The organism is Variovorax sp. VaC1 (genome assembly GCF_043658315.1).
Taxonomy (GTDB): domain Bacteria; phylum Pseudomonadota; class Gammaproteobacteria; order Burkholderiales; family Burkholderiaceae_C; genus Variovorax.
In genome coordinates this window covers 339465-364636 of sequence record NZ_JBIGLT010000006.1, presented here as the reverse complement: position 1 = coordinate 364636, position 25172 = coordinate 339465, and the positions used below count along the sequence as shown (strand labels likewise).

Below are 25172 nucleotides of genomic sequence, written 5' to 3'. Positions count from 1 at the left end.
TGCTGGCCCGGGTTGGTTCAGAAGCGGTAGGTTGCCGTGGCCGTCACGCGGCGCGGGTCGCCGTAGTAGCAGCTGCCGTACTGGTCGCAGTTGGCGAAGTAGGTCTTGTTGGTCAGGTTGCGCAGGTTGAGCGCGAGGCTCCAGCGTTCGTAGTCGTAGCCGATCATCGCGTCGAAGACGGTCGACGATGGCACCTTGGCCGGCGCGGCGTTCAGGTCGCCGTGGTTGGCGCCGATGAAGCGCGCGCCCAGGCCCACTTTCAGGCCATTGGTGAAGCGGTAGTCGGCCCACACCGCGAGGGTGTTGCGCGGCACGGCCGTCAGCGGCTTGCCGATCTCGCTCGGCGTGCTGCTGGCCGTGATCTTGGCCGTGGGCGTGTAGGCATATGAGCCCGTGATGTTCAGGCGCGGCATGACCTCGGCCGTGGCTTCCAGTTCGAGGCCGCGCACCACCACTTCGCCGGTCTGGCGCGGCTTGTAGTTCTCGTCGGCGGTGATGTAGTTGCTGCGGCGCAGGTCGAAGACGGCGGCGCTGTAGCTTTCCTTGCGGCCGGGTGGCTGGTAGCGCACGCCGACTTCGTACTGGCGGCCGGTCTCGGGCTTGAAGGGCTGCTTGGTGTCGGCGTTGAGGGTGGCCGTCGGCGCGAACGATTCGGCGTAGGAGAAGTAGGGCGCCAGGCCGTTGTCCGCCACGTAGGTCAGGCCCATGCGCTTGGTGGCCTTGTGCTCGGAGATGCGCGTGTTCGTGTTGTCCAGGCGGCTGTCGATGTTGCTGGTGGCGCGGTCGTAGCGGCCGCCCAGGGTCAGGATCCACTTGTCGCGCCACTTGATCTGGTCCTGGATGTACAGGCCGGTCTGCGACAGCGTGCTGGTGGCGTTGAACCAGGGGTCGGGGAACTGGATCGGCCCGCCGTAGACGGGCGCGAAGATGCTCAGCGGGGCCGCGCTGCCGCCGGTGTAGCTGTACTGCTCGATGCGGTTGCGCTGGTAGTCTAGGCCCACCAGGATCTTGTGCTGCCAGTCGCCCGACTTCAGGCTGGCCTGCAGCTGGTTGTCGAGGTTGAAGGCCTTGACCTTCTCGCGGCTGCCCGAGATCGTGCGGCGGATGAACGCGAAGTTCGATGGATCGTTGTCGTTGTCGGGGTTGATCGTCTGGAAGGCGCGGCCCTGCACCGCGGCGTAGTCGACCTTGAGCTGCCCGTAGCGTGCGTTCTGGCGCACCGTGAAGGTGTCGTTGATGCGGTGCTCGAACAGGTAGCCGATCATCGACTGGTCGAGGTTGAACCGGTTGTTGATCGGGTCGCTCGTGAACAGCGAAGAAGGAATGTAGGTGCCGATCGGCGTCGGCACGAGCGAGCCCACGGCGGGGTTCATGCGCGAGTAGACGCCCGCGCGCGTGCGGCTGAACTGCGAGAGCAGCGTGAAGCTGGTGTCGCTCGACGGCTTCCAGGTGAAGGAAGGCGCGATGTAGGTGCGGTCATCGGGCATGTTGCCGACGGGCAGCTTGGCGTCGCGCAGGAGGCCCGTGACGCGGTAGAGCAGCTTGCCTTCGGTGTCGATCGCGCCCGAGAAGTCGGCTGCGATCTGGCGGCGGCCGTAGTCGCCGAACTGCATCTGGATCTCGCGCACCGGATCGGCGGTGGGGCGCTTGCTGACCACGTTGACGAGGCCACCGGGGCCGCTCTGGCCGTACAGCACCGAGGACGGGCCGCGCAGCAGTTCGATGCGCTCGGCGCCGTAGTTCTCGGTCTGCCACACGCCCCAGTTGCCGTTGTTGCGCAGCGGCATGCCGTCCAGGTAGAAGCCCGGCGCGTAGGCGTCGAAGCCGCGCAGCGTGATCCAGTCGTAGCGCGAGTCCGCGCCATAGCGCGTGGGGATGACGCCGGGCGTGTAGCTCAGCGCGTCCTTCACGGTCTTGGCGCCCATTGCGTCGTAGCGGTCGGACGTGATCACCGAGATCGACTGCGGCGTCTCGATGATCGGCGTGTCGGTCTTGGTGCCGGTGGCGCTGCGCTTGGCCACGTAGCCGTTGACGTGGCCGGTGCCGCTTTCCTCCGTGTCGGCGCTCACGGTCACCGGGGGCAACGAGACGGCGGCGCCTTGTTGCGGGGCGGCCGGCTGGGCGGGTGTCTGGGTCGTCGTCTGTGCCGAGGCCGACAGGCTCCAGAGCGTGGCGGCGGTTCCGAACGCTGCTGCGAGCGAAGCGTTCAGCAGGCGTTGGCGAGGCGGGGGAAGAGTGCGCATGAAATAGGACTCACGGATGATTGAACCGCGCGGATTTTAATGAGAATGGTTCTCATTTTATTAATTCACCGCCACACGTTGTTGCATTTGGCGTATTTCCGCGACAGATTCAAAGTTGGCTGGCCGCCGGTTGGCGGCTGAAGACGGCGCTCAGGGCGTGGCAGACAACGGGCGTCCCGAGATCACGGCGCTGTCGTCGCGCGGCAGCCAGAGCGCATCGCAGAAATAGCGCTCGCGCAGCATCATCACGAGCAGCGCGCGCTTGTGCGGCAGGTCGAATTCCTTCACCTTGGCGTAGCCCGATTTGTCGAGGTTGCGGATCTGCTGCACGTGGTCGATGCGCGGCTCGCCCATGGCGCGACCGGTGCGCGGATCGCACAGGAAGATGTAGTGCGAGATCGACGTGAGCCAGGCCGTTGCATACGCTTTGCCGCGGAACGCGGGCTCGCCCACCAGCACGTGCCAGCCACGGTCGTGGTCGTCGACGTCGTAGAAGGGCGCGATGCGGCTTTCCTTGGCCCAGTACATCTCGAAGTAGGCGAAGGGCTCGCCGTCGAAGCTCGCGATCATCGAGTACATGTGCGGATCGCGGTCGATGGCGCCGAGGTAGGCGCGGTGCTTGTCGAAGTCGCCTTCTTCTTCCCAGATGCGGGCCACGTCGGGGTCGTTCATCCAGCGGTTGAACATCGGCAGGTCGCGCTCGATGTCGATGCTGCGGAACGAGAAGGTCTGGCCCAGCCAGGGAATGAAGCGCTGGTAGAGCACGCCGCGCGGCTTGGGCGGGCGCACCGGGTGGCGCTTGCCACCGGTCAGCGCGTATTGCAGCGCGATCGGCGTGTGCACCGCGGGCAGCCACAGGCGCGCCTGCTGCCACAGCATGTCTCTGCAGGCGCGCGCGCGGCCATCGGTGCCGGGCAGCAGCACGCCGGCCTGTGCGAGGTCGGCGAAGCGGTCCGCATCGGCCACGGTGACCGTGCGGTTCGCGGGATGGTGCGCGAACGTGGCTTCGAGTGCCGCGAGCAGATGGGCTGCCGCGCCAGGGCCCGAGGTTTCGCCTTCGACCTGCGCCAGCGCAAGGCCGGTGCCGGCGGATGGCGACGGCTCGATCCGCCACTGCGACAGCGCACCATTGTTTTGGGTGCGAACCATCAGGCTCGTGCCTTCGAGCGTGACCTCGTGCGGCACGCCGTCCGCATAGGAAATCAGCGGGGTCTTCGGTCGCGTATCGAAGGCCGGGGCCGACGTGGATGTAGCGGGTTTCATAGGTCTCCTTGGGTGTGTGCGCCGCTCGGGCGTCGGATGTGCGGGGCCAGCAGGGCCAGGCCCTGGTGCAGCGCCGGGAAGAGGCTGCGGTTGAAGTTGTTCCAGCGCAACTCGAGGATCGAGTCCTCGGGCGCGATGTCGGTGCCGAGCACGTCGAAGATGACCTCGCCCGAATCGATGCCGTTGTCCACGTAGTGCAGCGAGGCGCCGGTCTTGCGTACCGGCGGCACCGGCACCGTGGCCATCGTGGTCCAGTCGGTCACCTTGCGGCCCTGCGCGCCATGCAGCGCGTCGAGCGTCGCGCAGGCGCCGCGGCGTTCGTACGGCGACTCGATGCGCGTGATGCCGGGGTGGATGTTGACGATCCGGCGGTGAAAACGCGCGCCGGGCCGCACCAGTTCGTCCAGGATGATGAGCAGCCCGTCGAGCACCACCACGTCGGCCTGCAGCGTCAGCAGCTTGTCGAGCAGCTTGCGTTCGTAGTCGCTCTTGGCCGCGGGGCGCGTGGCCGCGTCCAGCGGCAGGCGCCGGTAGGTCGAGGGCACCGCATGCAGCATGTCGCGCAGCAGTTGCCCCTGGGCCCGCAGGTCCTTCGGAAAGATCCATTGCCTGTCGGGATGCCACGCGAACCCGTAGTCCGCCAGCGCCGCCTGGTCGCGCGGCGATTGCGCATCGTCGTCGTAGACGATGCCTTCGAGCGAATAGGCATCGCCCAGCGGCGTGGTGTCGAGCGCCTCGGCCAGGTATTCGAGCGGCGACTTCATGTAGCGCGGCTCGCCCTTGTAGTCGATGTGCTGGCCGGCCCGGTCGGCCGCGGCGTTTCTCAAGGACAGGATGTAGACGAGCTTTGCCTTGGTCATGGGTGTGGGATGAATGGATGGGCTTCTTCGCTGGATTCGGCGCAGGGCGGCGCGCAGCCGCCCGATGTGCCTCCAGAGGGAGACGGAATGCGGCGCGATCTGTTCACCGGCGCCTTCAGGTGTCCGCCTCGCCGACCTCGACGCCGCCCTTGCGGTGCTGTGGCGCCAGAGGACAGGCACCGCAGTAGCCTTCTTCGGGCAGCAGGTAGTACAGGCAGCACTGCCGGTGCAGCTTGATGGCCACGCACTCGTCGCCGTCGATGCGGTGCACCTCGCGCTGCCGACTGAAGAGCGGGTTGGGCTCCGGCGGGTTGCCGGCATCGCGTGGCCACTCGGGGCTGTGCAGCAGGTGCGCCTGGTCTTGCGCGATCACCGCTGCACCGCCGGTCAGCGCCAGTGCCTGGGCAAGGATCGGGTCGAGCTGGCGCGCGGCATTGCCCCAGAGGATCTTGGGTGCGACCCGCGTGAGGCTGCAGAGCGTCGCGAACAGCGGCCGCAGGTGCTGCCGCAGCAGCGGGGCGTAGCGTTGCGCGGTGCTGGTGCCGTACAGGGCCTGGCCGGTCTCGCGGATGTGAAAGCTTGTGGGAGCGCCATCGCCGTCCAGTCGTACCCAGACCTGCTCGGCAGCCATCGGAAAGACATGCTGCAGCACGCTCGCTGCCGCGGCAACCGGCGGCAGCAACGCGGCCACGTACTCGAGGCACCATGCCGAGGCAACGGCCCGCAGGTCATGCCCGGTGCTCTTCCTGAATCGCGCGTGGCGCTGCAGCACCTCGGCCAGCATGTCGGTGGAGCGCAGCAGGTCGGCAACGCGCACGGCGTCCGCCGGAGGCGTGTCCGCGTGCTGGAGTCTTTCGCCGAGCGGGGCCAGTTCGCCCTGGAAGAGGGGCTCCAGCAGCGGGATCATGGACCGGCCCGCCACAGGGCGATGGAGCGGTGCGCAGGGTGCATCCAGACAAGACGCGCCAGCGTGCCCGCATGTTCATTCGCGGCCGGACAGCATCTTTCGCATGAACATCGGCGCGGCCCGGCCGTCTATGCAAAGGGTGGCGTGGTGCCGCCAGGCCGTGCACAGGGGGCAGGGCCTTTCTCCAGCCGTTTTCGGCTCGGCCGCGGGTCTTCCGCGCGACCGGGCCGCAGTCGCCTCCCGGGGCGGAAAGAGTTCGTGCATGACATCCACCAATGACGCCAGTGGCCCTCGCGGGGAAATCGGGCGCCTGCTGAAACCATTCCTTCCGTGGATCGTGCTGTCCGCGATCACGGGCGTCGGCGCGGGCGCCGCAACGGTCGCGCTGTTGCGCACCATCAACCAGGTGCTGAACCAGGACGGCGGCATGGCCGGTGGCCTGCTGCTGACCTTCATCGCGCTGTGCGGCGTTGCGCTGTTCGGCCGCATGGCCTCGGACGTGTCGACCAACTTCGTCGGCCAGCGGCTGGTGGCCCAGGTGCGCAAGAGCCTCGCGCAGAAGATTCTCTCGGCGCCCATCGACGCGCTGGAGCGCTACCGCACGCACCGCCTGATGCCGGTGCTGTCGCAAGACGTGGACATGATCAGCGACGCCGCCTTCGTGTTGTCTTCCACGCTGATCGCGGTGGCCGTCGCCTTCGGCTGCCTGGCCTACCTGGCGTTCCTGTCGCTGCCGCTGTTCTGCCTGCTGGTGGTGGCGCTGGTGATCGGCGCCACGGTCCAGACCATGGCGCAGACCCGCGCCGAGACCGGCTTCTGGAAGGCGCGCGAGCATGAAGACCAGCTGCACAAGGCCTACCGCGCGATCAGCGAAGGTGCGAAAGAACTGCGCATGCACCGCGACCGCCGCACGCGCATGTTCGGTGGCCAGGTCGAACGCATCGTCGACGACATCCGCCGCGTCAACGGTCGCGCGATCAACACCTACGTGATGGCGACCGCCTTCGGTTCGGCGCTGTTCTTCCTGTTGATCGCGCTGATCCTCGGCTGGGCCGCGTTCCGCAGCACCGAGCCCGTGGTGCTCAGCGGCTTCGTGCTGGTGCTGCTGTTCCTGAAGGGGCCGATCGACGTCATTGCCGGCGCGCTGCCGAACGTCGGCCGCGCCAAGATCGCGTTCCAGCGCATCGGCGATCTTTCGGCGCGCTTCGCCACGCCGGAGCCGCACCTGCATCTGGAGCGCCCGCCGAGCATCGCCACGCTCTCGCGCGGCATCGGCATGCGCGGCGTGCGCTATGCCTTCGAGACGGCCGAGGGCAGCGAGCCCTTCGTGCTCGGCCCGATCGACCTGCAGCTGCAGCGCGGCGAGATGGTGTTCGTCGTGGGCGACAACGGCTCGGGCAAGACCACCCTCATCAAGCTGCTGCTCGGCCTCTATGTGCCGCAGGAGGGCGAGGTGCTGCGCGACGATGCCGTCGTGACGCCCGAGGCGCGGGACGACTACCGCCAGCTGTTCACCACCGTGTTCTCCGACTTCTACCTGTTCGAAGACCTCGTGGCCAGCGACAAGGGCGAAGGCACGCTGCCGCAGGCGGCATTGCCCTACCTGCAGCGGCTGGAGATCGCCCACAAGGTCAGCGTGAAAGACGGCTCCTTCAGCACCGTCGACCTGTCGACCGGCCAGCGCAAGCGGCTGGCGCTGGTGCATGCCTATCTCGAAGGCCGCCCGGTGCTGGTGTTCGACGAATGGGCCGCCGACCAGGACCCGACCTTCCGCCATCTTTTCTACACCGAGCTGCTTCCGGAGCTGCGTGCCAAGGGCCACCTGCTGGTGGTGATCTCGCACGACGATCGCTATTTCCACCTGGCCGACCGCGTGATCACCATGAAGGCCGGACGCATCGCCGAAGACCGGGCGCGCACACCGCAAGGACTGGCCGCGTGACGCCCCGCCAGTTCATCCGCATCCCTACACAGAGCCACCGAGCACAGAGGAGTTGACATCGCATGCAGCACATCCATGACCTGATCGGAATCGGATTCGGCCCGTCGAACGTCGCGCTGGCCATCGCACTCGATGAGAAGCGCCACAGCGGAAAGCCGCTCGACGCCTTGTTCATCGAGCGGCAGCCCCGCTTCGCCTGGCATCCGCACATGCTGCTGGACCAGGCGCACATGCAGATCTCTTTCCTGAAAGACCTCGCGACGCTGCGCAACCCCACCAGCCGCTTCACCTTCGTCAATTACCTGCACGAGCAGGGTCGGCTGACGGACTTCATCAACCTCAAGAGCTTCTTTCCGAGCCGGCACGAGTTCAACGACTACCTGGGCTGGGCCGCGAGCCAGTTCGAGGACGCCTGCCGCTACGGCGAAGAGGTGTTCGAGGTGCTGCCCGAAACGCAGGGCGGCGAGGTGTCGCTGCTGCGCGTGCGCTCGCGCAGCGAGGGCGGCCGGGTGCAGGAGCGGCTGGCGCGCAACCTCGTCGTCAGCATTGGCGGCACGCCGAATATTCCTGAAAGCTTCCGAGCGCTGCGGGGCGACGGACGGGTGTTCCACTCCAGCAGCTACCTGAAGGACATGGCGCGCCATTCGCAGGCGCGCAGGGTCGCCGTCATCGGTGCGGGCCAGAGCGCGGCCGAGATCTTCATGGACCTGCAGGGGCGCGCTGGCGGGCTCCAGGTCGATCTGGTCATGCGTGCACGGTCCATCCGGCCGTCGGACGACAGCCCCTTCGTGAACGAAGTCTTCAACGCCGACTTCACCGACTACATGTTCAGCCGCGCCAGCGACGAGCGGGCCGCGCTGCTCGACGAGTTCTCGCAGACCAACTATGCGGTGGCCGACCTCGACCTGATCCAGCAGATCTTCAAGGTCTTCTACGACCAGAAGGTGGCGCGCGGCACCCGCTTGCGCATGCTGCGCCAGCACGACGTGCGCGCGGTGCGCGCCGCTTCCGACGGCGTTCATCTCACGTTGCTCGACCAGGACGCCGGACGCGAGAGCACGGTGCGCTACGACGCCGTGGTGCTGGCCACCGGCTATGCGCGCGACCAGCACAAAGACCTGCTGCTGCCGCTCGCACCGCACCTGGGCGACTACGACGTCGATCGCTACTACCGCCTGAAGACCACGCCCGACTTCCATCCGGGCATCTACCTGCAGGGCGCTTGCGAAGACAGCCATGGCCTGAGCGACACGCTGCTCTCGGTGACCTCCGTGCGCACGGGCGAGATCGGCAATGCGTTGCTCGCCGCGCAGTCACGCGCGCGCAATGCCGTGCGGGACGAGGCGCAGGCCGTCCGGGTCTAGCCCGCAAGCCGGCCGGCCCGGACCGGGCCGCGCCACGTGCATCGGGTGAGCGCATGCTTCTTCGGAAGTCCCCGAAATGAACATATGCGGGGCTTCCACGTCAATAGGGGAACGAAGCCAACCCGGGCACAGAACCCATGCAGTCGACGATGGTCACCAGAACTCCTGTTTCCGCAGAGGCTGCCTTCGATATGGCCTGGGCGCTTTTTTGCCAGCTGCACGACGCGCCTTCACGCGACCATGCCGACCAGCTCGTTCACTGGCTGGGCGAAGACCCGCGCCACGTGCGCGCGTTCGACGAAGCGCTCACGCTGTGGGCGCTCGCCGGTGTCGCCTTGATCAAGCCCGTGCTCGAGGAGGCGCAGCGCTACGGCCCTGACCTGCAATAAGCAGGCGCCGACGCGACAACTTTTCGGCAGCACCGCGGATGGACATGCTTCATCGCCGGTGCCCGCCTGTCATGTCCCCGGGGAAAACCTTGAAAACAACACCAAGACTGCGCGCCTGCGCGCTGGGCCGCCGCATGCTCGCCATCGCCCTTGCGGGCACCTTCATCGGCGCTGCGCCGGCATGGGCCCGGCGCGAGGCGTCGACGCCGGCCGCCTCGATCGAGATCCGTCGCACCGCCGACGGCCTTCCGCATGTTCGCGCCGACAGCTGGCGAGGGCTCGGCATCGGCTACGGCCAGGCACAGGCCGAAGACGCGCTGTGCACACTGGCCGATGCCTTCGTCACCTACAGCGGGCAGCGTTCGCTGTACTTCGGCGCCGAAGGCAAGCCGGCGACGCGCTCGACCTTCGGCGAAGCTGCGAACCTCGATCTGGATTTTTTCTTCCAGGCGTTCGCGGGCAACGATGCGGTCGAGGCGCTCAAGCGTGAGCAGCCGGCCGAGCTGAATGAACTCATTGCCGGCTATGCGGAAGGCTATAACCGCCATGTGCGTTCGCTGCAATCACAGCGGGGGCGCACTGGCGCATTGCATGCCTGTGCCAATGCCTCGTGGGTGCGGACCATCGGGCCCGAAGATGTGTATCGCCGGATGATCGCCGCCGGGCTGGCGGGTGGGTACACGCACTTCATCCCCGAGATCGTCAAAGCCCAACCCGCAGCCACCGCGCCGCCCGTGCCGGCAGACAAGTTCTCGCTGTCCTCGAGGCTCGACATTCCGGTGGGCGATGCGCGGGGCATCGGCAGCAACGTGCTGGCCTTCGGGCAGGCCGCCACCGGCGAGCGCGGCAGCAGCGTGCTGTTCGGCAACCCGCACTGGTACTGGGGCGGGCCGGATCGCTTCTACCAGGTGCATCTCACGCTGCCCGGCAAGCTGGACGTGGCGGGCGTGTCCTTCCTCGGCATTCCGCTCGTCATGATCGGCTTCAACAACGACGTGGCCTGGAGCCACACGGTGTCTGCCGCACGGCGCTTCGGCCTGTTCGAGCTGACGCTGGATCCGGCCGACCCCACGCGCTACCTCGTCGATGGGGTTGCCGAGCCCATGAAGGCCCGGCCGCTGGCCGTGGCGGTGCGCCGACCCGACGGCACGGTGGACCTCGTTCGCCGCACGCTCTATCGCACGCGCTTCGGCCCGGTGGTCGACCTGGGCGCGCGCAACGCCGCGCTCGGCTGGAGCGCCCACAAGGCCATCGCCATCCGCGACGTCAACGCCGACAACCGGCGCATCTTCCGCAACTTCTTCCGATGGGACCAGGCGCGTTCGCTCGATGAGTTCATCGGCATCCAGCGCGAAGAGCTGGCGATGCCTTGGGTCAATACGGCGGCCATCGGGCGCGGCGACGGGCGGGTCTGGTACGCCGACATCGGCGCCATTCCCGGTGTTCCCGACGCGCTGCGCGCAAGCTGCGCGACCCCGCTGTCGAAGGCCTTCGCCGCGCTCGATCCGGCAACGCCGATGCTCGACGGCAGCCGTTCGGCCTGCGAGTGGCAGTCCGCACGGAACGCGGTGCAGGCCGGCACCTTGCCTGTCGATCGCATGCCCAGCCTGCTGCGCGAGGACTACGTTGCGAACATGAACGACAGCTACTGGCTCACGAACCCCGCGCAGCCGTTGACGGGGCTGCCGTCGATCCTCGGCGGAGAAGGGCAGGCCCTGTCGATGCGCGGACAGGCGGGGCACCGCATGGCGGGCGCGCTTGCCGGCGCGGGAGAAAGCTCCGCCAAGGGCCTGGCCGACCGGCTGATGCGCACGACGCAGGAAGCCCGCTCCTACAGCGCGGACCAGTTCAAGACAGTCCTGCTCGATGGTGCCTGCGCGCCGGGGCGGGTCGAGTTGGCGGCCGACGATGCCAAGCCGCGCACGGTCGATGTGCGGTCGGCCTGTGAGGTGCTCCGGCGCTGGTCGAACCGCGCCGGCGCACAGGACCGGGGCGTGCTGCTGTGGGACGCCTTCTGGGAAAGGCTGCAGAAGATTCCCGCGCAGGAGTTCTACACGCAGGCGTTCTCGGCCGCCGCACCGCTGCAGACACCGGCCGGCGTCAACGCCGCCGACCCGCGCGTGGCGCGCGCCCTGGCCGGTGCGGTCGAAGACATGGCCAGGCATGGCTGGGCGCTGGACGCGCCATTGGGCGAACACCGCTTCGCCCGCAGCGAAGGCCGGCAGGTTCCCCTTTTCGGCGGCTGCGACATCGAAGGCTATTTCACGGTGTCTTGCGCCAACGACGGCGACTACACCATGGGCAATCGCTCGCATGGCAATACCTACCTGCAGGTCGTGTACTTCGACCGGCACGGCGTGCAGGCGCGCACGCTGCTTGCGCATGGCGAGCCCGAAACCGCGGTGGCGAATGGCCCGGGACTTGCATCCGTGGCGCGCTATGCAAGAAAGGACTGGCTGCGCTTTCCGTTCCGCGAGGAAGACATCGCACGCGATCCGCTGCTGCGGCGCGTGACCGTTCGGCCTTGATGAATGGGCGCGCGGCCCGCGGCTTGACCCGCCCGCAACGCGGGTGATAGCCTGCCGCGCCTTTCTTCGCATCGGCTTCTTCCTCCTTCACAGAACGAACACAGAACGGACCCCATGAAGATTCAAACGCGCCCCACGTCTTTCGCCCGCAACCTCGCGCCCCGGTGGGCGCGCACCGCCTGCCACGGCGCGGTGCTGGCATGTGCGCTGCTCGCGGGCCAGGCGATGGCGCAGAAGCCGCACCAGGGTGTGCTCGATGCGGCCACGCAGAGCAAGGACGGCGCGTTGAAGATGCTGGAGCGCATGGTCAACATCGACTCCGGCTCGGCCAGCACCGAAGGCCTCGCCAAGGTGCGCGAGATGGCGGTCGAGGAACTGCGCAAGCTCGGCGCGCGCATCGAGACCTTTCCGGCCGAGCCGCACCCCGGCACCAACGTGGTCGCGACGCTGACCGGCCAAGGCAAGAAGAAGATCCTGATCCTGGCCCACATGGACACCGTGTTCAAGGAAGGCACGGCGGCGGCCAAGCCGTTCTACATCAAGGACGGCCGCGCCTACGGCCCCGGCGTGATGGACGACAAGGGCGGCGTGGTGGCCGGCCTCTATGCGTTGAAGATCCTGCAGCAGATCGGCTTCAAGGACTATGGGCAGATCACCTTCCTGCTCGACACCAACGAAGAAGTCGGCTCGGTCGGCACCAGCGCGCTCATCGAGCGCGTGGCCAAGCAGCACGACGTGGCGCTCAACCTGGAACCGGGCCGCCCGGCCGACGGCCTCGTGGTCGAGCGCAAGGGCTCGGCGACGGCGCTGCTGGAGGTGAAGGGCGTGGCGGCGCATGCGGGCGTGGCGCCCGAGGCGGGCCGCAATGCGGCGATGGAAGTGGCGCACCAGGTGCTGCAACTGTCGAAGACGGCGGACCCGGTGAAGAAGACCACGGTCAACTTCACGGTGCTCACCGCCAACGGGCCGACCAACGTGATTCCTGCCACCGCAAGCGCCAAGGCCGACGTGCGCGTGGCCACGCCGGAGGAGTTCGATCGCGTCGAGAAAGACATGGTGCGCATCGCGCAGAACAAGCTCATCCCCGATTCCGAGGTGCGCGTGCGTCTGAGCCGTGGCCTGCCGCCCATGCCGCGCCTGCCTTCGTCCGACAAGCTGGTGGCGATGGCCGAAGGCATCTACGCGGAGATCGGCAAGAAGCTCACCATCGAGAGCAGCGGCGGCGCGGCCGATGCCAGCCTGGTGGCGGGTGTCGGCGTGCCGGTGCTCGACGGATTCGGCATCGTGGGTGGCGGCATCCACACGCCGGAAGAATATGCGGAGGTCGAGAGCGTGGTGCCGCGCCTTTACCTGCTCTCGCGCATGCTGATGGACCTGTCGGCCAACTAGGCGGCACGCACCGCACGGCACCTGCGGGCCGGCTGGCAAAGCCGGTTCCGCGGTGCCCTTGGAATGGGCCGGGTCAGCCCTTCTTCGGGATGGTCAGGCCGCTGACCACTGCCGGCCGCGCGACGAAGGCTTCGAGCGCGCGTGCAACGTTCTTGAAGTCCTTGAAGCCGACCAGGTCGCCCGCTTCGTAGAAGCCGATGAGGTTGCGAATCCACGGGAACGATGCAATGTCGGCGATCGTGAAGGTGTCGCCCATGATCCATGCGCGATCGGCCAGGCGCTTGTCGAGCACGCCGAGCAGGCGCTTCGACTCGGCAACGTAGCGGTCGCGCGGGCGCTTGTCTTCGTATTCCTTGCCCGCGAACTTGTTGAAGAAACCGAGCTGGCCGAACATCGGGCCGATGCCGCCCATCTGGAACATCACCCACTGGATGGTTTCGTAGCGGCCGGCGGCGTCTTGCGGAATGAGCTTGCCGGTCTTCTCGGCAAGGTACAGAAGAATCGCACCGGACTCGAACAGCGCCAGCGGCTTTCCGCCCGGGCCGTTGGGGTCGACGATCGCGGGGATCTTGTTGTTCGGGTTGAGCGACAGGAACTCCGGCGACATCTGGTCGTTGGTCTCGAAGCTCACGAAGTGCGGCTCGTAGGGCAGGCCGGTTTCTTCCAGCATGATCGACACCTTCACGCCGTTGGGCGTGGGCAGTGAATAGAGCTGCAGCCGGTCGGGGTGCTGCGCGGGCCACTTCTTCGTGATGGGGAAGCTCGAGAGATCGGTCATGGGTAGGTTCCTTGAGAAAGATGGCGGCAAGAGCGCCGGATTCTGCCCGTGTCAGGCCACCGGCGCGCGCGCATGGCCTTGCAGGCGCGGCAGTACGTCACGCCCGAGTTCGTCGATCACCTCCATCGCCGGGCGCGGCCCGCGCACGAGGTTCAGCAGCACGTGGCTCACGCCCGCGTCTTCCATGCGGTCGAGATAGCCGACCAGCGCATCGCGCCCCGTGCGCAGGCCCAGTTCGATGGGCTCGGCCGGTGCATCGGCCCGCTGCAGCAGATCGAGTTGCAGCGACTGCACGAAGGGCTTGGGCTCGCTGCCCGCGCGCTCGCGCAAGGCCGATTGCCACAGGCCGATGCGGCCCTGCTGGCGCGCTTCGTCGCGGTGGTAGGTGGCCCAGCCGTCCGAATGGGTGGCCGTCCATTGCAGCGACTGGCGCGCCGAGCCCACCACCAGCATGCCGATGCGCGTGGCGGGCGGAGCCATCAGGTCGTAGCCGCCCGTGGCTTCGTGCAGCGCGGCACGCCCGGCTGCGTCGGGCGACAGCGCCGAGCGCACCATGTTCCATCGCTCGCGAAAGGTCTCGGCGCGCAGTGCGATGTCTTGCTTGAAGATCGCGAATTCCGCTTCGCGGTCGCCCGAGCCGAGGCCCAGGATGAAGCGGTCTTGCGACAGGCGGTTCAACGACAACGCGGCCTTGGCCACGTGCAAGGGGTGGCGCAGCGGCAGCACCGCCGCCGCCGTGCCGAGCGCGATCTGCTGCGTCGAAGCGGCCAGCGTGGCGAGCCAGAGGAAGGGTTCGTCGAGCACGGAGATTTCTTCGCCCTGCGGCACCATGACGGGCACGTCGCGCGTCCACAGGGCCGCAAAGCCGAGCTGGTCGGCGCGCTGTGCGATGCGGCGCTCGAGGTCGATGTCGGCCATGGCGCCGTTGGCGCGTGCGGCGGGCGTCATCAGGCCCAGGGTGAGGCGACCGGCAAGAAGGGTCTGCCGGTAGGCGCGGTTGAACTCGGTCATGGGGGCGTGGAATTCGTGAGGCGTTGCTTGCTTGCTTGCTTGCGAAGATGATCGCATCGATCGCATGCCACGTTTCGTCGTGGGGCGAAGCGTTCTGCACCCGAGTCTTGCAGACTGGGCCCTCATCAACGAGCCCTCGTACAGAGGCGCACACACGCATGCACGACGACGACAACACCGAAGCGGACATCCGCCGCATCTACGAGCAATGGCACCACACGGTGGTGTCGCGCGACATCAACGGCCTGATGGCGCTCTACGCCGAAGACGCCATCCTCGAGACCCCGCTCATCCTTGCCACGCTGCGCGACAAGAAGGTGGGCATGCTCGAAGGAAAGGCTGCGATCCATGCCTTCTTCGATGCGGGCTTGCGCAAGCTGCCGGGCGAACTGGGGCGCTGGTATCGCACCGGCACCTTTTTCTCGAACGGGCGGCAGCTCACCTGGGAGTACCCGCGCGCAACGCCGCAGGGCGATCAGATCGATCTGGTCGAGGTGATGGATGTTGCGCATGGGCTCATCACGCATCACCGGGTGTACTGGGGGTGGACGGGCTTCCAGTCGCTGATGGCCATCAGCGACCGCGCGACACCGTAGGCGTTTGTGGCGCCTGCGGCTCGGGCTTTGAACGGCTCAGGCGCGGCGCTTGCGCGCGGCCGCGGGGGCTGCCTTCGGTACCGACGCGGCGAACAGCCGCGTGATCGACTGCCGCACATCCGCCTGCATGTCGGCAATTGCCTTGGCATCGCCCGACAGGTGCTTGAGCAGCGCCTGCTGGAACAGCCCGTCGAACAGCGCGTAGGTGGCCGAAGGCGGCATGCCGGGAGGCTCGCCGGAGAGTTCGGCGAAGCGGCTCATGATGCGCCAGATCATGTCTTCCAGGCTTTTGTCGATCTGGACGACGTCGGTGCGAAAAGCCTCTTCGAAAAGCGCCTGCGAGCGCAGGTCATACCAGAGGCGATGCACGTGGCCTTCGTCGCGCAGCGTGTCGGCCAGGCTCTGCAGGAAGCCTTCCATCAGTTCGTCGAAGGTGCTGGCGCTTTCCACCGCGTGGTCGTAGCGCTTCACGCAACGCGCCTTGTACTGCTTGACGCTGCAGATGATCAGGTCGACCTTGTCGCTGAAGTAGTAGTGCAGCACGCCGTGCGAGAACTCGGAGTTCTGCGCGATCTCGCGCAGGCTGGTGCGTGCATAGCCCAGTGCGGCCAGCGTGGTCAGTGCGGCTTCGCCGAGTTCGGCGCGCCGTTCCGAGAACTTGTCGACCCGTGCCTTGGGCACTCGTTCGGCGTGTTTCTTTGCCCGTTGATGTGTCGTCATTTCTGGCGAGGCCGCATGTCTGCCGGCCTCCATGTTTCTTTGTGATTTCAAACCATAGCATGCAAGCGGGAGAACCCGCATCCGGTATGCCACGCATGTCATTCTAGGAAATTTGACAGTCGTCAAATAAAAACTTGACACACGTCAAGTCGATTTCTAGGATGACCGCTCCATCTCACAACATATCCACAGGAGACAAGTGATGGCCAAGTTCGACTTGAAAGGGCGCAAGGCCCTGGTGACGGGTGGTGCGCGCGGCATTGGTGCGAGCATTGCCGAAGCGCTGGTGGCTGCCGGCGCGTCCGTGATGATCGGCGACGTGCTCGCCGACCTGGGGCGAGAGACCGCCACCCGGCTTTCTTCTTCAGGCGCGAAGGTGGGTTTCGTTCCGCTCGACGTGACGAAAGACGGCGACTGGGCTTCGGCCGTGGAGACCACCGTCAAGGAGCTGGGCGGCTTCGACATCCTCGTGAACAACGCCGGCATCGAGATCACCTCGCTGGTGATCGACGTCAACGGCGACGACCTGCGCCGCATGCTCGACGTGAACGTGGCCGGCACGCTGCTCGGCATGAAGCACGCGTTTCGCGCGATGCGTCCGGGCGGCAGCGCGGGCAGTGGTGGTGCGGTGGTCAACATCGCATCGGTCGCGGCAACCATCGCGTTCCCGGCCATCGCCGGCTACTCCGCTACCAAGTCGGCCGTCGACCGCGCCACGCGCGTCGCGGCCATGGAGTCGGGCAAGCTGGGCTACGGCGTGCGCGTGAACTGCATCTACCCCGGGCTGGTGCCGACCGACATGGGCATGAAACTCGCCAACGACATCGTGGCCGCCGGGCTCGCGCCCAGCGTTGAAGCGGCCGTGGGCGACGTGATCGGCCAGACGCCGCTGGGCCGCCTCGGCGAGGTCGGCGACATGGCCGACGTGGTGGTCTTCCTCTGCTCCGACGCCGCCAGGTTCATCACCGGCGCGGGGCTCGCGGTGGACGGCGGCATGGGCATGTGAGCACGGCACGCACCGTGCGCACACACGACAACTCACACACCAGACAAACAGGAGAGACAACATGAGCAGCAACAACAAGAAGAAGCCGGTGATCGTGTACGGCGCCTCGGGCTACACCGGGCGGCTGATCTGCGAGTACCTGCGCGAGTACAACATCCCCTTCATCGCCGCGGGCCGCAGCAAGGAAAAGCTGGACGCGGCGATGAAGTCGAACGTGCCCGGCATCGAGACCGCGAACTACGAGGTGGTGGAGGTGGCGCATTCGCTGGCGGCGCTCACCGAGCTTTTCACCGGCGCCTCGGTGGTGCTCAACACGGTGGGGCCCTTCGCCAAGTTCGGCCCCGAGGTCGTCGAAGCCTGCCTTGCCGCCGGTTGCCACTACACCGACACCACGGGCGAGCAGGACTGGCTCATCACGCTCGATGAGAAGTACGGCGCCAAGTTCGCTGCCGCGGGCCTGCTGCTTTCGCCCGGCCTGGCGCAGATGTACACCACCGGCGAAATCGCGGCGCAGTTGTGCCTGGAAACACCCGGCCTCGACACGCTCGACATCGCCGTGTTCTGGGGCGGCAGCCCGACCATCGCATCGACCCAGACCATCCTGGTCAATGCGGCCACGTCCAAGGCCTACTACCTGGAGCAGAACGCGTACGTGGAATGGCAACCCGACGCGGGCCTCTACCACCTGTCGATTCCCGGCCAGCACGAGGCAGCGCTGGCGTTGCCGTGGGGCGGCACCTCGCACCCGGTGTGGTTCAAGCGCGATCCGCGCGTGGCCAACGTGAAGGTGCTCGGCGGCGTCTTCAACAAGCCGCTGATGCTGGGCGTGCCGCAGATCGTGGCCGCCGCGCTCAAGGCCACCGAAGGCATGAACGAGGAAGACCGCTATGCCGCCCTGGCCCAGACAGCCGCCGGCGTGATGAACACCATGCCCCCGCGCGAGAACCCGCGCATCAACAAGTCCGTCGATTCGGTGCATGCCTCCGGTCCGCTGGGCCGCGTGCACTGCGTGATCTTCGGCAACTGCAACTACAAGCAGACCGGCTTGCTGCAGGCCTTCGCGGCAGCCTCGCTGCTGCAGCAGGCGCCGCGGCGCGTCGGCTTCGCGTCGGGGTGCCAGGCCTTCGGGCACCATGAGTTGCTGGGCGCGCTGCGCAGCTTCGGGCTCGTGCAGGAGCCCGTGCTCACGCGGATGGGCTGACCCCGATGCGCCTCGTCGACTACCTGGACAAGGGTGCCTCGCTCGGCACCGACGCGCCCTGCCTGGGCATGGGCGACACGCGGCTTTCGTACGGCGACGTGCAGCGGCTCAGCCACCGCGTGGCCCGCGCGTTGCAGCGCAGCGGCATCGCGCCGGGCAGCAAGGTGGCGGTGCTGTCGGGCAACGACCCGGTCGCGTTCGCCTGCGTCTTCGGGCTCTCGCGCGCGGCGGCCGTGTGGTGCCCGATCAACCCGCGCAACGAGGCGGCCGAAAACCGCTTCGTGCTCGATGCCTTCGACTGCAGTTGCCTGATCTTCCACAGCAACTACGCACCGCTGGTCGAGCAGATGCGCGCCGACCTGCCCAAGGTGACGACGCTGGTGTGCATCGACAAGCCGATGCCCTTTGCCCCTTCGCTCGACCAATGGCTCGCCGATGCAAGCGATGCGCCCATCGACGTGCCGGTGATCGACGACGTGGCAATGATCGCCGGCACCGGCGGCACCACCGGCCAGCCCAAGGGCGTGATGCTCTCGGGCCGCAACCTCGAAGCCATGTCGGCGCTGACGCTGATGGGCTACCCCTTCGAAGGGCGGCCGGCCTACCTTGCGCTCGCACCGCTCACGCATGCGGCCGGCGTGCTGTGCCTGCCGGTGATGGCGCTGGGCGGGCAGGTAGTGATCATGCCGAAGCCCGACCTGGGCGAGTTCCTCGAACTGATCGAGCGGCACCGCATCACCCACACCTTCCTGCCGCCGACGCTGATCTACATGCTGCTGCAGCATCCGAAGCTCGCCGAGACGAAGCTCGATTCGCTGCAGTGCTTCTGGTACGGCGCCGCGCCCATGTCGGCCGCGCGGCTGGAAGAGGCGCTGCAGAAGATCGGCCCGGTCATGGCGCAACTGTTCGGCCAGACCGAGGCGCCGATGATGATCTCGATGATGTCGCCGCGCGAGCACTTCAATGCCGACGGCACCGTGGCGCGGCATCGGCTGGCTTCGGCGGGGCGGCCCGGCCCGCTGGTGCAGGTCGGCGTGATGAACGGCGACGGCATGCTGCTGCCCACCGGCGAAAGCGGCGAGATCGTGGTGCGCGGCTCGCTCGTGATGCTCGGCTACTACAAAGACCCGAAGGCCACGCAAGAGGCCTCGCGCCACGGCTGGCACCACACGGGCGACATCGGCTACCTGGATGCCGACGGCTTTCTCTACATCGTCGACCGCGCGAAGGACATGATCATTTCGGGCGGCTTCAACGTCTACTCCGCCGAGGTCGAGCAGGTGCTGATGCAGCACCCCGACGTGCAGGACAGCGCCGTCGTCGGCCTGCCCGACGAGAAGTGGGGCGAGCGCGTGGTGGCGGTGCTTCAGCTGCACGCCGGCCGGCAGGTGAACGCGGAAGACATCAAGGCCTTCGTCAAGGCACGCATCGGCAGCGTCAAGGCGCCCAAGCAGATCGAGGTGTGGGTCGACCTGCCGCGCTCCAAGGTGGGGAAGGTGCTGAAGAAGGAAGTGCGCGCCGCGCTGCTGCCGCCTTCGCCGCACTGACAACGGTGCGCGCAGGTGTGCGGCGCTACAGTGCCGCATGCGCCAACATCTCTCCACCACCACCGGGCCCCAGCGTCTTCTCTATGGCGGCGTGGTCGGCATTGCCGTCGCGTCGGTGCCCTGGCCCCTTGGCATGACGGCGCGCGGCCTGGCCGGCTGGTGCGCGGGCGTGCTGGTCTACCAGGTGCTGACGTGGTGGCTGGCCGACACCTTCGATGCGAAGCGCACGCGCGAGCGGGCGCAGTTGCTCGACCAGCCCAACATCGTGATCCTGGTCTCGATGCTGGTGGCGGTCGGCGTGAGCGTGGTGGCCATCGCGATGATGCTGCAGGAGGTCAAGCAGATGGACGGCATCGCGCGGGCCGGCCACATCGCGCTCGGGCTGGTGGCGCTGGTGGGGTCGTGGCTCATGATGCATTCGATCTACGCGTTCCATTACGCGCACCGCTACTACATCGACCGCAAGGGCGGCTCGCCCGACGGCGGCCTGGACTTTCCGGGCAAGGACGAGCCGGACTACTTCGACTTTCTCTACTACTCGTACGTGATCGGCATGACCTCGCAGGTGTCGGACGTGCAGGCGACCTCGCGCGAGATGCGGCGCATCACGCTGATGCACAGCGTGCTGTCGTTCGCTTTCAACATGCTGGTGCTGGCGCTTTCGGTCAACGTGGTGGCCGGGGCGATCTGACTGCCTGACTCACCTCGGGCCGCGCGCGCTCAGGTCGCGGCCTTGCGCGTGGGCCCCAGTTTGACGATGCCGGTCGAGAGGGCCACGCCGCAGACGATCACCACCGCGCAGGTCAGCATCCACTGCGTGATGCTCTCGTTCAGGAAGACCGCGCCATAGAAGAGCGCGAACACCGGCACAAGGAAGGTGACGGTCAGCGCGCGGGCCGGGCCGGCGCGCTCGATCAGGCGAAAGAACAGGATGTAGGCCACGCCGGTGCAGGCGATGCCCAGGGCCAGCAGCGCGAGCCAGGCACGCAGGCTGGGCATCTGCGCGGGCCACAGCCAGATGGCGGGCAGGGCAAGGAACGCGGTGGCACCGATCTGGCTGCCGGTGGCGGTGGTCAGCGCGGGAACGCCGCTCAGGTGGCGGCGCGTGGCGCTGGCCGAGATGCCGTAGCACAGGCACGCACCCAGGCAGGCGAGCACCGCCCACAGCGCCGCATGGCCGCTGGCACCCGCATGCAGGCCGGCGCTGCGGCTGGCGAGCATGGCGACGCCGGCAAAGCCGATCACGAGGCCGACGAGGCGCGAGCCATTGGGCCGCTCGCGGAACCAGGCCCAGGCCACCAGCGCGCCGAACATCGGCGTCGTGGCATTGAGCACGGCGGCAAGGCCGCTGTTGATGGTCAGCAGTGCGAAGCAGAACAGCGCGAACGGCATGCCCGAATTGAAGACGCCGACCACGCAGCTGGTCTTCCAGTGCTTCGCAAGCATCGGCCCCTGGCCGCGCAGCAGCGCGATCGGCAGCAGGAACAGCGCGGCAATCGCCACCCGCACGGCGGCCGTCGGCAGTGCGCCGAACTCGGCCGCGCCGATGCGCATGAAGAGGAAAGACGCACCCCAGAGTGCACCCAGCAGCACCAGGTCGACGACCCAGGAGGTGGCGTTTGCGGGGGCGGCGACGGTGCTGTTGTTCGTTGTGGTCATGCGTCTTTCGTCCAGGTTCTGCGGCGGCAGGTGCTTACAGCGCCCCTTCGAGTTCGAGCAGCGCCGTCTTGCGATCCAGCCCGCCAGCGTACCCGGTCAGCGAACCGTCGGCGCCGAGCACGCGGTGGCAGGGCACGATCACGCTGATCGGGTTGCGCCCCACGGCCGCGCCCACCGCGCGCACGGCGGCCGGGTTGCCCACGTTGACGCTGAGCGCGCCGTAGCTCGTGGTCGCGCCGGCCGGAATGGCCAGCAGCTGCTGCCACACGCTCTGCTGGAACGCGGTGCCGTGCGACAGGTCGAGCTTCATGTCGAAGCGGTCGCGCTTGCCGGCGAAGTAGTCGCGCAGTTGCGCGGCGGCTTCGACCAGCGCGGGGTGGTCGTCCTTCGGAATCCAGCCCGTGGTGTCGGGCCAGTGGCGTTGCTGGTCGAACCAGACGCCGGCCAGGCCCTGGTCGGTGGCCGCCATCGTGATGCCGCCCAGCGGCGTGTCGATGTGCGAGGTGTAGATGACTTTGCTCTTGAACTTCATGACATTTCAGGCGGTGAGGCCTGCCGTGGTGATGATGGGAGATTCGGAGGCAACCGGTTCGGCGACAACCGTGGAAGGCGAGGGCGCGTGCCAGGCACGCAGCACAGCGTAGCTGCGCCAGGGCCGCCAGGCCTGCGAGGCTTCGCTGGCCGCGCGGGCGGTGGTGACGCCCAGCGCCTTCTGCAGCGCGACGTCGCCGGCCGGGAAGGCGTCGGGCCAGCGCAGGGCCCGCATCGCGATGTACTGCGCGGTCCAGGCGCCGATGCCGGGCAGCTCCTGCAACGCGGCGATGGTCGATGGCACGTCGGCGCCCGCATGCAGGGCGAGCTTGCCGGCGGCAACTTCGCGGGCGATGGCCTGCAGCGCGGTCTGCCGCTGGCGCACGATGCCGAGCTGGCCCAGCGCATCGCCGCTTGCCGCTGCAATGGCGGCGGGTGTGGGAAACAGACGGTTGAGGCCGTCGATGGGCGTGGCGATGGGCTCGCCGAAGGCCTCGACCAGCCGCGAACCCAGCGTGCGCGCCGCAGCCACCGTGATCTGCTGGCCCAGCACCGCGCGCACCGCCAGCTCGAAGCCGTCGACCGTGCCCGGCACGCGCAGCCCGTCGCCATGCGGAAAGGCGGCATGCAGTGCGGCATTGATGGCCATCGGCTCGGCATCGAGGTCGAGCATGGCGCGTGCGCGGCTGATGACGATGGGCAGCACCGCCGCGAGCGAATCGCTCACCGACAGCAGCATTTGCTCGCGCTCGATGTCGAAGCGCAGTTGCAGCCAGCCGGCGTGCATCTGTCCGCCCTGGGATACGCGCAGGGTGCGGGCGAGCGTCACGTAGGTGGGCGTGCTGCCCTTGGTGGGCTCCTTGCCGTCGGCGGTCGAGGCGACCTCGACGCCGCGCAACGCCCTGCGCGCGAAGAAGCCGAGCATCGCGCTCACGTCGTAGGGCGGCCGGAAGCCGAGCCGCACCTCGATGGCCTTGCCCCCGCCGCCCTCGGCGGTGGCACCGCCCGCGCGCCGCAGCGCGCTCGGGTTGAGCCCATAGTGCTCGACAAAGGCCGCATTGAAGCGGCGCACGCTGGCGAAGCCGCTGGCCAGCGCCACCTGCGTCATCGGCAGCCGCGTGTCGGCGATGAGCTGCTTGGCGGCGAGCAGGCGGCGCGTCTGCAGGTATTGCAATGGGGACACGCCGAACTGCGCCTCGAAGATGCGCCGCAGGTGGCGGTCGCTCACGCCCAGCCGCGCCGCGATCTGCGCTGCGCCGGGGCCTTCTTCGGACCATGCATCGGGTTCGTCGATCAGCCGGGCCGCCTGCAGCGCCAGGATGCGCGAGGCGTCTTCGGTCGACCAGCTGGCCGCGCGGGGCGCCAGTTCGGGCCGGCAGCGCAGGCAGGGGCGGAAGCCCGCGGCCTCGGCCTGGGCCGCGTGGCGGAAGAACCGGCAGTTCTCGCGCCGCGGCAGCTTGACGCGGCAGACCGGCCGGCAATAGATGCCGGTGGACGTCACGGCGGTAAAGAACGACCCGTCGAAGCGCGCGTCGTGCGTCTTCATCGCCAGGTAGCAGGCGTCGCTCTCGAGCGCTTCGGTGGGGGCGTGGGTGGTAGGCATGGGCAAATGATACGGTTTCGACTCGTTTCAACTGGCCGTTTTCGGACATATGGGCCCGTGGAGCGTTGCCTACAATGCCCCGTTCCAAATCCAACAGGGAAACGCCTTTCATGCAGCTCAGCGCTTCGATCTTCAAGGCCTATGACATTCGCGGCGTCGTGCCCGTCACTCTCGATGCCGAAGTGGCCGAAGCGCTCGGCCGGGCCTTTGGCAGCGCCGCCCGCGCCGCCGGCGAAAAGTCCGTGGCCGTGGGGCGCGATGGCCGCCTGTCGGGCCCGGCGCTGGTCGAAGCACTCATCAAGGGCCTGGTGGCCACCGGCATCGAAGTGATCGACGTGGGTGCCGTCACCACCCCGCTGCTGTACTTCGCGGCCCACACGCTGGCCTCCAGCGGCATCCAGGTCACGGGCAGCCACAACCCCAAGGACTACAACGGCTTCAAGATGGTTCTGGCCGGCCGCGCGATCTACGGCGACGAGATCCAGGGCCTGCGCAGGACCATGGAAGAGGGCAGCGCCAAGCTCGCCCCCGGCGGCAGCGTGCGCAAGGTCGACGTGACCGACGCCTACGTCAAGCGCATTGCAGGCGACATCAAGCTGGCCCGGACCATGAAGATCGTGGTCGATTCCGGCAACGGCATCGCGGGCGCCACGGCCCCGGCCATCTTCCGCGCCATCGGCTGCGAGGTGACCGAGTTGTTCAGCGAGGTCGACGGCGACTTCCCCAACCACCACCCCGATCCGAGCAAGCCCGAGAACCTCAAGGACCTGATGGCCGCGCTCGCCAAGGGCGATGCCGAACTGGGCCTGGCCTTCGACGGCGACGGCGACCGCCTGGGCATCGTCACCAAGGACGGCCAGAACATCTTTCCCGACCGCCAGATGCAACTCTTTGCACAGGACGTGCTGTCGCGGGTGCCGGGCGGCACCATCGTCTACGACGTGAAGTGCTCGCAGCGCCTGGCACCGGCCATCGAGGCCGCGGGCGGCGTGCCGATGATCTTCAAGACCGGCCACTCGCTCATCAAGGCGAAGATGAAGGAAATCGATTCGCCGCTGGGCGGCGAGATGAGCGGCCACATCTTCTTCAAGGAGCGCTGGTTCGGCTTCGACGACGGCACCTATGCCGGTTGCCGCCTGCTCGAGATCCTGAGCAAGAGCCCGAACGCGAGCGATGTGCTCAACGCGCTGCCCACCAGCTTCTCGACGCCCGAGCTCAACGTGGCGTGCGCCGAAGGCGAGCCGCACGCCGTGGTCGACAAGCTCGTGAAGGGCGCGAACTTCGCGGCCCCGGCGAAGGTTTCGACCATCGACGGCCTGCGCGTGGACTGGCCCGATGGTTTCGGCCTGATCCGCGCTTCCAACACCACCCCCGTGCTGGTGCTGCGCTTCGAAGGCCAGACCGACGCGGCGCTCAAGCGCATCGAAACCGAGATGCTGGCGCTGCTGCGAACGGTCAAGCCCGACGCCAAGCTGGCCGAAGCTTCACACTGAACAGGATGACCCCCAGTCTTCGCGCACTTCGTGTCGCTACGCCAACCCCCTTCCAGGGGGCGATACCAGTGGCCCGGCAAAGCCGGTTCCACGGTATCCCTGGCGCAGAGGGCCGCTTCGGTTTCACGCGTTGCGAGCTTCG

21 protein-coding genes are annotated in these 25172 nt (G+C 67.6%); 11 read left to right on the top strand and 10 right to left on the bottom strand.

Annotated elements, in window-relative coordinates; all coding sequences use genetic code 11:
* Nucleotides 1-17: 17 nt before the first annotated feature.
* From ACGLHS_RS24665 to fhuF, 4 genes are all read right to left on the bottom strand, one after another.
* Nucleotides 18-2243, bottom strand: a complete 2226-nt coding sequence (locus tag ACGLHS_RS24665) for a TonB-dependent siderophore receptor (protein WP_093238878.1) — start codon at nucleotides 2241-2243, stop codon at nucleotides 18-20.
* Nucleotides 2244-2393: 150 nt separating this feature from the next.
* Complete coding sequence (locus ACGLHS_RS24660; protein ID WP_394484054.1) at nucleotides 2394-3506, bottom strand: GNAT family N-acetyltransferase; 1113 nt, start codon at nucleotides 3504-3506, stop codon at nucleotides 2394-2396.
* A complete protein-coding gene (locus ACGLHS_RS24655; RefSeq protein WP_093238882.1) occupies nucleotides 3503-4366 on the bottom strand; it encodes a formyltransferase family protein in 864 nt (287 codons plus the stop codon). The genes ACGLHS_RS24660 and ACGLHS_RS24655 overlap by 4 nt, the downstream gene beginning before the upstream one ends.
* 115 nt (nucleotides 4367-4481) lie before the next feature.
* Entirely contained in the window at nucleotides 4482-5273 is a 792-nt protein-coding gene (gene fhuF, locus ACGLHS_RS24650) for a siderophore-iron reductase FhuF (RefSeq protein ID WP_394484052.1), read from the bottom strand.
* Between the two features lie 262 nt (nucleotides 5274-5535).
* Here fhuF and ACGLHS_RS24645 point away from each other — a divergent pair, with 262 nt between their 5' ends.
* From ACGLHS_RS24645 to ACGLHS_RS24625, 5 genes are all read left to right on the top strand, one after another.
* Nucleotides 5536-7215 (top strand): cyclic peptide export ABC transporter, encoded by a 1680-nt coding sequence (locus ACGLHS_RS24645; RefSeq protein ID WP_394484050.1) that lies wholly within the window; start codon nucleotides 5536-5538, stop codon nucleotides 7213-7215.
* Nucleotides 7216-7277: 62 nt separating this feature from the next.
* Complete coding sequence (locus ACGLHS_RS24640; RefSeq protein WP_394484048.1) at nucleotides 7278-8579, top strand: lysine N(6)-hydroxylase/L-ornithine N(5)-oxygenase family protein; 1302 nt, start codon at nucleotides 7278-7280, stop codon at nucleotides 8577-8579.
* Between the two features lie 137 nt (nucleotides 8580-8716).
* Entirely contained in the window at nucleotides 8717-8968 is a 252-nt protein-coding gene (locus ACGLHS_RS24635) for a hypothetical protein (protein WP_394484046.1), read from the top strand.
* 89 nt (nucleotides 8969-9057) lie between these two features.
* Nucleotides 9058-11496, top strand: coding sequence for a penicillin acylase family protein (locus tag ACGLHS_RS24630; protein ID WP_394484044.1), 2439 nt, complete (start codon nucleotides 9058-9060; stop codon nucleotides 11494-11496).
* Between the two features lie 225 nt (nucleotides 11497-11721).
* The gene (locus tag ACGLHS_RS24625) at nucleotides 11722-12885 is read left to right on the top strand and encodes a glutamate carboxypeptidase (RefSeq protein WP_394484350.1); all 1164 of its coding nucleotides are present in this window, start codon (nucleotides 11722-11724) and stop codon (nucleotides 12883-12885) included.
* A gap of 73 nt (nucleotides 12886-12958) precedes the next feature.
* Here ACGLHS_RS24625 and ACGLHS_RS24620 read toward each other — a convergent pair whose 3' ends face one another.
* Both ACGLHS_RS24620 and ACGLHS_RS24615 read right to left on the bottom strand, forming a co-directional pair.
* Entirely contained in the window at nucleotides 12959-13663 is a 705-nt protein-coding gene (locus ACGLHS_RS24620) for a glutathione S-transferase N-terminal domain-containing protein (protein ID WP_394484042.1), read from the bottom strand.
* A gap of 51 nt (nucleotides 13664-13714) precedes the next feature.
* Complete coding sequence (locus ACGLHS_RS24615) at nucleotides 13715-14674, bottom strand: TIGR03571 family LLM class oxidoreductase (RefSeq protein WP_394484040.1); 960 nt, start codon at nucleotides 14672-14674, stop codon at nucleotides 13715-13717.
* 158 nt (nucleotides 14675-14832) lie between these two features.
* Here ACGLHS_RS24615 and ACGLHS_RS24610 point away from each other — a divergent pair, with 158 nt between their 5' ends.
* A complete protein-coding gene (locus tag ACGLHS_RS24610; RefSeq protein ID WP_394484038.1) occupies nucleotides 14833-15270 on the top strand; it encodes a nuclear transport factor 2 family protein in 438 nt (145 codons plus the stop codon).
* Nucleotides 15271-15306: 36 nt separating this feature from the next.
* Here the strand turns inward: ACGLHS_RS24610 and ACGLHS_RS24605 are convergent, their stop codons facing one another.
* The gene (locus ACGLHS_RS24605) at nucleotides 15307-15951 is read right to left on the bottom strand and encodes a TetR/AcrR family transcriptional regulator (protein ID WP_218121919.1); all 645 of its coding nucleotides are present in this window, start codon (nucleotides 15949-15951) and stop codon (nucleotides 15307-15309) included.
* Between the two features lie 241 nt (nucleotides 15952-16192).
* On the opposite strand from ACGLHS_RS24605, the gene ACGLHS_RS24600 reads away from it, so the two are divergent.
* The 4 genes from ACGLHS_RS24600 to ACGLHS_RS24585 all read left to right on the top strand — a co-directional run bounded on the left by ACGLHS_RS24600 (nucleotide 16193) and on the right by ACGLHS_RS24585 (nucleotide 20435).
* Nucleotides 16193-16996, top strand: coding sequence for an SDR family NAD(P)-dependent oxidoreductase (locus ACGLHS_RS24600; protein WP_394484036.1), 804 nt, complete (start codon nucleotides 16193-16195; stop codon nucleotides 16994-16996).
* Between the two features lie 61 nt (nucleotides 16997-17057).
* On the top strand, nucleotides 17058-18197 hold the full coding sequence (locus ACGLHS_RS24595; protein ID WP_093238902.1) for a DUF5938 domain-containing protein: 1140 nt from the start codon (nucleotides 17058-17060) through the stop codon (nucleotides 18195-18197).
* A gap of 5 nt (nucleotides 18198-18202) precedes the next feature.
* Nucleotides 18203-19744 carry a long-chain fatty acid--CoA ligase gene (locus tag ACGLHS_RS24590; protein WP_394484034.1) on the top strand — a complete coding sequence of 514 codons (1542 nt, stop codon included), beginning with the start codon at nucleotides 18203-18205 and terminating at the stop codon, nucleotides 19742-19744.
* A gap of 37 nt (nucleotides 19745-19781) precedes the next feature.
* Complete coding sequence (locus tag ACGLHS_RS24585) at nucleotides 19782-20435, top strand: DUF1345 domain-containing protein (RefSeq protein WP_093238906.1); 654 nt, start codon at nucleotides 19782-19784, stop codon at nucleotides 20433-20435.
* Between the two features lie 29 nt (nucleotides 20436-20464).
* Here the strand turns inward: ACGLHS_RS24585 and ACGLHS_RS24580 are convergent, their stop codons facing one another.
* Genes ACGLHS_RS24580 through ACGLHS_RS24570 form a run of 3 tightly spaced genes read right to left on the bottom strand, consistent with a single transcriptional unit; the run spans nucleotide 20465 to nucleotide 23537 of the window.
* Nucleotides 20465-21403: a DMT family transporter gene (locus ACGLHS_RS24580; protein ID WP_394484032.1), complete on the bottom strand. Its 939-nt coding sequence runs from the start codon at nucleotides 21401-21403 to the stop codon at nucleotides 20465-20467.
* Nucleotides 21404-21437: 34 nt separating this feature from the next.
* The gene (locus ACGLHS_RS24575; protein ID WP_093238909.1) at nucleotides 21438-21935 is read right to left on the bottom strand and encodes a methylated-DNA--[protein]-cysteine S-methyltransferase; all 498 of its coding nucleotides are present in this window, start codon (nucleotides 21933-21935) and stop codon (nucleotides 21438-21440) included.
* Nucleotides 21936-21941: 6 nt separating this feature from the next.
* On the bottom strand, nucleotides 21942-23537 hold the full coding sequence (locus ACGLHS_RS24570) for a DNA-3-methyladenine glycosylase 2 family protein (protein WP_394484030.1): 1596 nt from the start codon (nucleotides 23535-23537) through the stop codon (nucleotides 21942-21944).
* A gap of 110 nt (nucleotides 23538-23647) precedes the next feature.
* On the opposite strand from ACGLHS_RS24570, the gene ACGLHS_RS24565 reads away from it, so the two are divergent.
* Nucleotides 23648-25030 carry a phosphomannomutase/phosphoglucomutase gene (locus ACGLHS_RS24565; protein WP_394484028.1) on the top strand — a complete coding sequence of 461 codons (1383 nt, stop codon included), beginning with the start codon at nucleotides 23648-23650 and terminating at the stop codon, nucleotides 25028-25030.
* Nucleotides 25031-25172 lie beyond the last annotated feature (142 nt).

Excerpts from the sequence above, each read along its gene's own strand:
- ACGLHS_RS24645 (WP_394484050.1), top strand. The coding sequence starts at position 5,536 with ATGACATCCACCAATGACGCCAGTGGCCCTCGCGGGGAAATCGGGCGC.
- fhuF (WP_394484052.1), bottom strand. The coding sequence starts at position 5,273 with ATGATCCCGCTGCTGGAGCCCCTCTTCCAGGGCGAACTGGCCCCGCTC.
- ACGLHS_RS24660 (WP_394484054.1), bottom strand. The coding sequence starts at position 3,506 with ATGAAACCCGCTACATCCACGTCGGCCCCGGCCTTCGATACGCGACCG.
- ACGLHS_RS24600 (WP_394484036.1), top strand. The coding sequence starts at position 16,193 with ATGGCCAAGTTCGACTTGAAAGGGCGCAAGGCCCTGGTGACGGGTGGT.
- ACGLHS_RS24665 (WP_093238878.1), bottom strand. The coding sequence starts at position 2,243 with ATGCGCACTCTTCCCCCGCCTCGCCAACGCCTGCTGAACGCTTCGCTC.
- ACGLHS_RS24590 (WP_394484034.1), top strand. The coding sequence starts at position 18,203 with ATGCGCCTCGTCGACTACCTGGACAAGGGTGCCTCGCTCGGCACCGAC.
- ACGLHS_RS24625 (WP_394484350.1), top strand. The coding sequence starts at position 11,722 with ATGGCGCAGAAGCCGCACCAGGGTGTGCTCGATGCGGCCACGCAGAGC.
- ACGLHS_RS24615 (WP_394484040.1), bottom strand. The coding sequence starts at position 14,674 with ATGACCGAGTTCAACCGCGCCTACCGGCAGACCCTTCTTGCCGGTCGC.
- ACGLHS_RS24640 (WP_394484048.1), top strand. The coding sequence starts at position 7,278 with ATGCAGCACATCCATGACCTGATCGGAATCGGATTCGGCCCGTCGAAC.
- ACGLHS_RS24565 (WP_394484028.1), top strand. The coding sequence starts at position 23,648 with ATGCAGCTCAGCGCTTCGATCTTCAAGGCCTATGACATTCGCGGCGTC.
- ACGLHS_RS24620 (WP_394484042.1), bottom strand. The coding sequence starts at position 13,663 with ATGACCGATCTCTCGAGCTTCCCCATCACGAAGAAGTGGCCCGCGCAG.
- ACGLHS_RS24635 (WP_394484046.1), top strand. The coding sequence starts at position 8,717 with ATGCAGTCGACGATGGTCACCAGAACTCCTGTTTCCGCAGAGGCTGCC.
- ACGLHS_RS24570 (WP_394484030.1), bottom strand. The coding sequence starts at position 23,537 with ATGCCTACCACCCACGCCCCCACCGAAGCGCTCGAGAGCGACGCCTGC.
- ACGLHS_RS24610 (WP_394484038.1), top strand. The coding sequence starts at position 14,833 with ATGCACGACGACGACAACACCGAAGCGGACATCCGCCGCATCTACGAG.
- ACGLHS_RS24575 (WP_093238909.1), bottom strand. The coding sequence starts at position 21,935 with ATGAAGTTCAAGAGCAAAGTCATCTACACCTCGCACATCGACACGCCG.
- ACGLHS_RS24585 (WP_093238906.1), top strand. The coding sequence starts at position 19,782 with ATGCGCCAACATCTCTCCACCACCACCGGGCCCCAGCGTCTTCTCTAT.
- ACGLHS_RS24655 (WP_093238882.1), bottom strand. The coding sequence starts at position 4,366 with ATGACCAAGGCAAAGCTCGTCTACATCCTGTCCTTGAGAAACGCCGCG.
- ACGLHS_RS24595 (WP_093238902.1), top strand. The coding sequence starts at position 17,058 with ATGAGCAGCAACAACAAGAAGAAGCCGGTGATCGTGTACGGCGCCTCG.
- ACGLHS_RS24580 (WP_394484032.1), bottom strand. The coding sequence starts at position 21,403 with ATGACCACAACGAACAACAGCACCGTCGCCGCCCCCGCAAACGCCACC.